Consider the following 6,650-nt stretch of genomic DNA (forward strand, 5'->3'; position numbering starts at 1 on the left):
AAGACTCAAGTCCTGGTCATGCTGGCCCGCAAGCTGGCTCGGGTGGTCTTTGCCCTGATCAGAAGCGGAGAGGAATATCGTCCAAAAGCCGCTTGAGCGCTTGGCAATTACCATAGAATCTCCCACACAGGGGTGAACCGTTTTGCCAGATCAGCAATGTGGTCCACATCGTGTTAGGTAAATACGTTGAAAGGCCTGGCCCTACGGGCCCAAAAAGCCAAACGACTCCGCTTTCCACGTCATGGCTACGCTCTCAGACACCTTGCTGTGGTTTCGCCAGGCAGCTCTGCCTATTCACGTGCCCATGCACACCGTCTGCCTATCTGCTCTTTCACGACGCCTCCGGCTTGGGCTGCTCATACCGGGCATTGAAGGCCTTCACGAACCCATTGCGCAGAATCTGCAGAAAGGCCTCCAGCGCACTGATGTCCTGCTGATGCACATTGCCGCTCAATTCCACGCGCGTGGCGAACTGGTTCTTGGGCTGGTTCTTCAACACGCTCTCGGTACCGCCGACCACGGCTTCCCAGATCGAGCGGAAGAAGCCTTTGTCCTTGTCCTCGACGTCCTGCTGCCAATTGAACACGTCCACATCGCGCAACAGCGGCTTGATGTAACCGTTCAGGCGACCTTTCTCGGCCTGGGCCTCGATCACCAGATCGCCATGCCCGGCATTGAAGTCGAACTTGCCATAGGCGCTGGCGAAGTCGTTGACCTTGCGCAGCTGGATGTCCGTGGCGCGCAGGCGGAATTCGAAGTCGTCGAAATCGCTGAACGGGTCGAACGTCGCGCTGCTCTCGACCCGCGCGTCACCGAACAGCCGGGCCTTCGCCTCGAAGCTGGCGTCACGCCGGCCCTGCCGGTCGCGCACGTTGGTCAGGTTGCGGACGCTGGCCTCCAGCTGGGTGGCCTTGAGGTTCACCTGGGGTTTGGAGTTGAAGTTGCGAAAGCTCAGCGTCCCTTGGTGGATGCGCACCTCGTTCAAGGTGATGGGCAGCAGTTTCTCCAGTTGCTGGCGCCAGTCGGTGCCCCGCCCGGTCTGCGAGTTCTGCCGACTGCCGCCGTCGACGAAGTTGAGCACCGGCTGCTCGAACGTCACCTCGGCCACCACGGCCTGGTCTTCCCACAGCGCCTGCCAGCTCACCGACAGGTCGATCAGTGGCGCCTCCAGCAGCGGTACCGGGACCTTGCCGGTGGTCTTGACGATCTTCAGGCCCTCGATCTGATAGGCACCCCGCCACCAGGCCAGGTCGACGTCCTGCACCTGGCCGCGGTACTCGCCCATGTCGGCCAGCTTGTCGTTGAGGTAATTGCGCACCAGCGAAGGCAGGGCCAGGTGCACGATCAGCAGCAGCACCGCGAGGCTCAGCAGGCCGATCAATGGCCAGCGGTATCGACCTTTCATCGAAGGCTCTCCAGGACAGGTATGCGATGGACCCTGGAGGGCGGGAATGAGTTCTGGTGGGGTTTACGCTCTGGTGAGGCAGGCTTACCCTTCGGGTTTTCCCTGCACGGTTACAAGGACCTGCCATGAGCCGTATCTACGCTGACAACGCCCACTCCATCGGCAACACGCCCCTGGTGCAGATCAACCGCATCGGCCCGCGCGGGGTGACCCTGCTGGCCAAGATCGAAGGGCGCAACCCGGGCTACTCGGTCAAGTGCCGGATCGGCGCGAACATGATCTGGGAGGCCGAGACCAGCGGCAAGCTCAAGCCGGGCATGACCATCGTCGAGCCGACCTCGGGCAACACCGGCATCGGTCTGGCCTTCGTCGCCGCCGCCCGCGGCTACAAGCTGATGCTGACCATGCCGGCCTCGATGAGCCTGGAACGGCGCAAGGTGCTCAAGGCCCTCGGTGCCGAGCTGGTGCTGACCGAACCGGCCAAGGGCATGAAAGGGGCCATCGAGAAAGCCGAAGAACTGCTCGCCAGCAACCCGGACCAGTACTTCATGCCGGGCCAGTTCGACAACCCGGCCAACCCGGCCATCCATGAAAAAACCACCGGCCCCGAGATCTGGAACGACACCGACGGCGCAGTGGACGTGCTGGTCGCCGGGGTCGGCACTGGCGGTACGCTGACCGGCATTTCCCGCTACATCAAGCACACCCAGGGCAAGCCGATCCTGTCGGTGGCGGTGGAGCCGATCAGCTCGCCGCTGATCACCCAGGCCCTGGCCGGTGAGCCACTCACCCCCAGCCCGCACAAGATCCAGGGCATCGGTGCCGGCTTCGTGCCGGGCAACCTGGACCTGTCGCTGGTCGATCAGGTCGAGACCGTCGGCGACGACGAAGCCAAGGCCATGGCCCGCCGCCTGATGCAGGAGGAGGGCATTCTCTGTGGTATTTCCTGTGGCGCGGCGATGGCCGCGGCGGCGCGCCTGGCCGAGAAACCGGAAATGCAGGGCAAGACGATCGTGGTGATCCTGCCCGATTCCGGCGAGCGCTACCTGTCGAGCATGCTGTTCAGCGACCTGTTCACCGAGCAGGAAACCCAGCCGTAACGCAGGGGCGACAGGCCTGTCGTCGTTAGCGGCAGGCACGCTGTCGTTGAGCTGGCGCAAGGCACGGGCGCCAGCGACGGTGCATCATCGCCCGTCCGCCCGATGGCCCGGACTGTTCTTACCGGCGCCGGATGGGTTTATGATGCACGGCTGATTTCCCAGGTAGGCCGCCACTGCCTGCTTGCCCCCGAAGGAGTGTCGCATGACCTTTTCATTCGCCGTGAAGGCGGCTGTGCTGCTGGTGTTCTTCGGCAGCGTCCTGTTCGTGCACCTGCGCGGCAAGGCGCGCCTGCCGGTGCTGCGCCAGTTCGTCAACCATTCGGCGCTGTTCGCGCCGTACAACAGCCTGATGTATCTCTTTTCCGGCGTGCCCTCCAAGCCGTATCTGGATCGCAGCCGTTTCCCCGAGCTGGATATCCTCAAGGACAACTGGCAGGAAATCCGCGAAGAGGCCATGCGTCTGTTCGACGAGGGCTACATCCGTGCCGCCGAGAAGGACAACGATGCTGGGTTTGGTTCGTTCTTCAAGAAAGGCTGGAAGCGGTTCTACCTGAAGTGGTACGACAAGCCACTGCCGTCGGCCGAAGCGCTGTGCCCGCGCACCGTGGAGCTGGTCAACCGCATCCCCAACGTCAAGGGTGCGATGTTCGCGCTGCTGCCCGGTGGCAGCCACCTCAACCCGCACCGTGATCCGTTCGCCGGTTCGCTGCGCTACCACCTGGGGCTGTCCACGCCGAACTCCGACAACTGCCGGATCTATGTCGATGGCGAGCCCTATGCCTGGCGCGACGGGCAGGACGTGATGTTCGACGAGACCTTCGTGCACTGGGTCAAGAACGAGACCGACATGACCCGCGTGATTCTGTTCTGCGATGTGGAACGGCCGCTCACCAGCCCGCTGATGACCCGCATCAACCGCAAGGTCAGTGCTTTCCTCGGTCGCGCCACGGCACCTCAGAACACCGACGACGAGCGTGTGGGCGGCATCAACCAGGCCTATGCCTGGAGCAAGCGCTTCAGCAACCGCATCAGTGGCCGCGTCAAGACGTTCAAGCGCGCCAACCCGAAGGCCTACCGCGTGCTGCGGCCGGTGCTGGCGGTGGTGGTGGCGTACCTGTTGTTCCGCTGGCTGTTCTGAGTCCAGCGCCTCCAGGGCGGCTTCCCGGTAGCGGTTCGACGTACGTGTCGAACCGCTACCGGGAAGCGGCCCCGAGGTCAGCGTCGGTCAGCGACCCGCCTGGGCCCGGCGCCGAGGTTCGACGGCCAGGGCTGCCACGCGCTCGCGCAGCGTCAGCACACCGTCGCGCCAGGCGTCGTTCTCGTCGGATTCTTCATACAGCTCTGCCAGTTCCGATGACCCGCCCAGCAGCCGGTCGATGGCCTGCAGGGCGGTGTCGTTCGACACCTGGGCGTCGTGCCCGGCCTGCTCATCGAGCCACTGAGGCAAGTCTTTCTGCGCCAGGAACAGCGGTGACGGGCTGCCGCGCAGTGCGCAGAGCACCTCGATCGCTGCCAGCGCCAGTTCGGCCGAAGGTGCCTCCAGGTAGTCTTCCTGCTCGACCGCGTCCTGCACGGCCTGGGTGACCAGTTCGAGGTCGCCCTTGGCGGTCAGGTCGTCGAGAAAGTCCGCTGCTTCATCGTTGCCGAATGCGTGTAGTGCCCAAGTGCCCATGGTCAGTATCCCTGTCGATTCAATGTCACTAAGAGATGGCGCCAGAGGCGGTGCCGGGAGTCGCACCCACAGGGTAGCCGCAATCGTGCGGCTGTGTATCAGACCTGAGTCATAAAAAGCGTGTCTCGACGAAAGGCGCCTGGTGCGGTGAACGAGGCACTGCGCTCGATGGCATAAGAAGGCTCAGGCCATTCTCGTCTCAGCCGCTCGCGCGGGTGTGCACTAGGCAAATGACGTTCAGCGATAGGGTTGAAACCCCACGCCAGACGTTCCTGGGAACAGAAAATGGCAACGTGTCGTTGTCACCAGGCCATGTGGCCGAGCGGCTTGAATCTCCTAGCCAACCCCGCTACCCTTCTTTGGTCGCTGTCCATCCAGCGACCGGGTTTAGCAGCCCGACTCAATGATCAAGGTGCACACAGCGCCCCTTTCTCGTCCACTTGTGATGCCTGAATCACAGGCTGGCTCGTTTTATGGCGGTTGTGCGCGGGGCGCCTTCGTGCGCGCCGGGTTCCTTGATCCCTGGTCTGCTAACCCGTGTACAGCCGCCACCCTTTCGTTTAGCAGCGATGCGTGGCGGCTCCACCGATCAAGGAGACGACGCATGACCAAGGGACTACCCGACCCGCCCGCAGAGCATTCGCTCGAACGCCTCACCTTCGGCACCTGCAACGGCCATCATGAGCCGATCTTCACCGTTCGCCCAGGTGTTCTGGCCGAGGAGGCGTTGATCCACACCCTTCATCTCCTGCAAGGCGCCTATCAATCCGTCACGCTCGCTCGTGAGGATGCGCAAGGCGATGCACGGCGGCTGCTATGGGGTTCGCAGACGTCATTGGAGATGGCGGAGGCCTTGGTGCACAAGGTCCTGGACGGATTGGAACTGCTGCCGACCACTCCACCTGCATCTCCGAGGCCTGAGCCGCAAGTGCGACCCTTGAACCGAGACACCCTCGGTTGAGCCTGTGCGAGGCCGTACAGGCGGCCTCGCACGCAATGTTCAGGCGCTGTTCGAAAAGCTGTGATACGTGGCGACGCTGCGTTGAAAAAGCCTCGGAATGCTCAGTTACAACCCGTAAAGTCGAGCGCGACATCGGCCGCTCCTCGTCTGCTCTCACCTTGCCTGACCTTCGTCCCAAGACTTTTCATACCGGGCCTAACGCACGCGCGCCGGCTTGAGCACCAACCACAGCGCCGCTGCGATCAACGCGCCACCGTAGGCATGGGCCCAGGACAGCGGCTCGTCCAGCAACCAAGCCCCCCACAGCACACCGAACACCGGGATCAGGAAGGTCACGGTGCTGGCCTTGACCGGACCGATCTCGGCCAGCAGGCGGAAGTACAGGATGTAGGCGAACGCCGTGCAGATCAGTCCCAGGCCGAGCAGCGACAGCCATACGGCCCAGCCGCCCCAGTGCGCCGGCGGTTGGGTGAAGACGCTCCAGGCGAACAGCGGCGTCAGCAGCAGCGTGGCACCCAGCATGCTGCCCAGGGCCGCCAGCCGGCTGTCCAGCCCGCCGACCCAGCGGCGCGCCAGGTAACCGGCGAAGCCATAGCAGGTGGTCGCGCCCAGGCAGGCCAGCGCACCTTGCAGCAGGCGGGCATCGAGCGCCACCGGCCCGGCGCCGCTGAGGATGCCGACGCCCAGCAGACCCAGGAAGATGCCACCGAGCTTGGCCAGCGTCATGGGTTCCTTGAAGCACAGCACGCCGATCAGCACGCCCATCAGCGGCGTGGTGGCGTTGAAGATGGCCGAGTAACCGGCAGGCAGTACCTGCGCGGCGACGGAATACAGGGTCGCGGGGATGCCCGAGTTGATCATGCCCAGCACGATGCAGACCGTCAGCTTGCCCTCGAAACGCCATTTGACCCCGGCCAGGCCCAGGATCAGCAGCAGGCCCAGGCAAGCGATCGCCACGCGGAAGAACGCCGTGGGCACGGTGCCCAGCACCGATGCGATGATCCGCATGAAGAGGAAACTGGCGCCCCAGACGGCGGCGAGGGTCAGCAAACGGGCAAGGGCGATCGGGGGCACACGAAACTCCGGCAGAAAGAAGCGCCTGGTGGGCGTCGGCCCGGGAGTGTACGCGACTCCCGCCGTTTGGGCCGCATGGGTGATCTGGCAGGCCGAATCGATTTCTCGGTAGGAACGGGGGTCGGCGATGCAGGCGGTGGCGGACCTGACGCCATCGCGGGCAAGCCCGCTCGCACAGAGGCGTTGCGCCAGCCTGGCAGATCAACGCTACGATCCAAGGCAGTCGCTCTCACTGAGAAAACGACAGGTTCCTGATCGTTGGCGATGCGATCAATTGTCCTGTCGAGCTCATGCACGGCTCGTGCAAAGGGCCTGTGGGAGATTCTATGGTAATTGCCAAGCGCTCAAGCGGCTTTTGGACGATATTCCTCTCCGCTTCTGATCAGGGCAAAGACCACCCGAGCCAGCTTGCGGGCCAGCATGACCAGGACTTGAGTC

General features: G+C 63.7%; 6 protein-coding genes. 3 read left to right on the forward strand and 3 right to left on the reverse strand.

Features of this window, described 5'->3' with window-relative positions:
- Positions 1-331: 331 nt before the first annotated feature.
- Positions 332-1,405, reverse strand: a complete 1,074-nt coding sequence (locus G7007_RS21360) for a DUF748 domain-containing protein (protein WP_181105041.1) — start codon at positions 1,403-1,405, stop codon at positions 332-334.
- Between the two features lie 125 nt (positions 1,406-1,530).
- On the opposite strand from G7007_RS21360, the gene cysK reads away from it, so the two are divergent.
- Together cysK and G7007_RS21370 are read left to right on the forward strand one after the other, a co-directional pair.
- On the forward strand, positions 1,531-2,505 hold the full coding sequence (gene cysK, locus G7007_RS21365; RefSeq protein ID WP_181105043.1) for a cysteine synthase A: 975 nt from the start codon (positions 1,531-1,533) through the stop codon (positions 2,503-2,505).
- Between the two features lie 202 nt (positions 2,506-2,707).
- Positions 2,708-3,643, forward strand: coding sequence for an aspartyl/asparaginyl beta-hydroxylase domain-containing protein (locus G7007_RS21370; RefSeq protein WP_181105045.1), 936 nt, complete (start codon positions 2,708-2,710; stop codon positions 3,641-3,643).
- An 87-nt stretch (positions 3,644-3,730) separates the two neighbouring features.
- On the opposite strand, the gene G7007_RS21375 is transcribed toward G7007_RS21370, so the two are convergent.
- A complete protein-coding gene (locus tag G7007_RS21375; protein ID WP_181105047.1) occupies positions 3,731-4,177 on the reverse strand; it encodes a DUF4259 domain-containing protein in 447 nt (148 codons plus the stop codon).
- A gap of 604 nt (positions 4,178-4,781) precedes the next feature.
- Between G7007_RS21375 and G7007_RS21380 the strand changes: the two genes are divergently transcribed.
- Positions 4,782-5,138, forward strand: a complete 357-nt coding sequence (locus tag G7007_RS21380; RefSeq protein WP_181105049.1) for a DUF6124 family protein — start codon at positions 4,782-4,784, stop codon at positions 5,136-5,138.
- 195 nt (positions 5,139-5,333) lie between these two features.
- Here the strand turns inward: G7007_RS21380 and G7007_RS21385 are convergent, their stop codons facing one another.
- Positions 5,334-6,212 (reverse strand): DMT family transporter, encoded by an 879-nt coding sequence (locus tag G7007_RS21385; protein WP_181105051.1) that lies wholly within the window; start codon positions 6,210-6,212, stop codon positions 5,334-5,336.
- Positions 6,213-6,650: the final 438 nt, after the last annotated feature.

Origin of the sequence: Pseudomonas entomophila, assembly GCF_013523125.1 — a bacterium.
Taxonomy (GTDB): Bacteria; Pseudomonadota; Gammaproteobacteria; order Pseudomonadales; family Pseudomonadaceae; genus Aquipseudomonas; species Aquipseudomonas entomophila_B.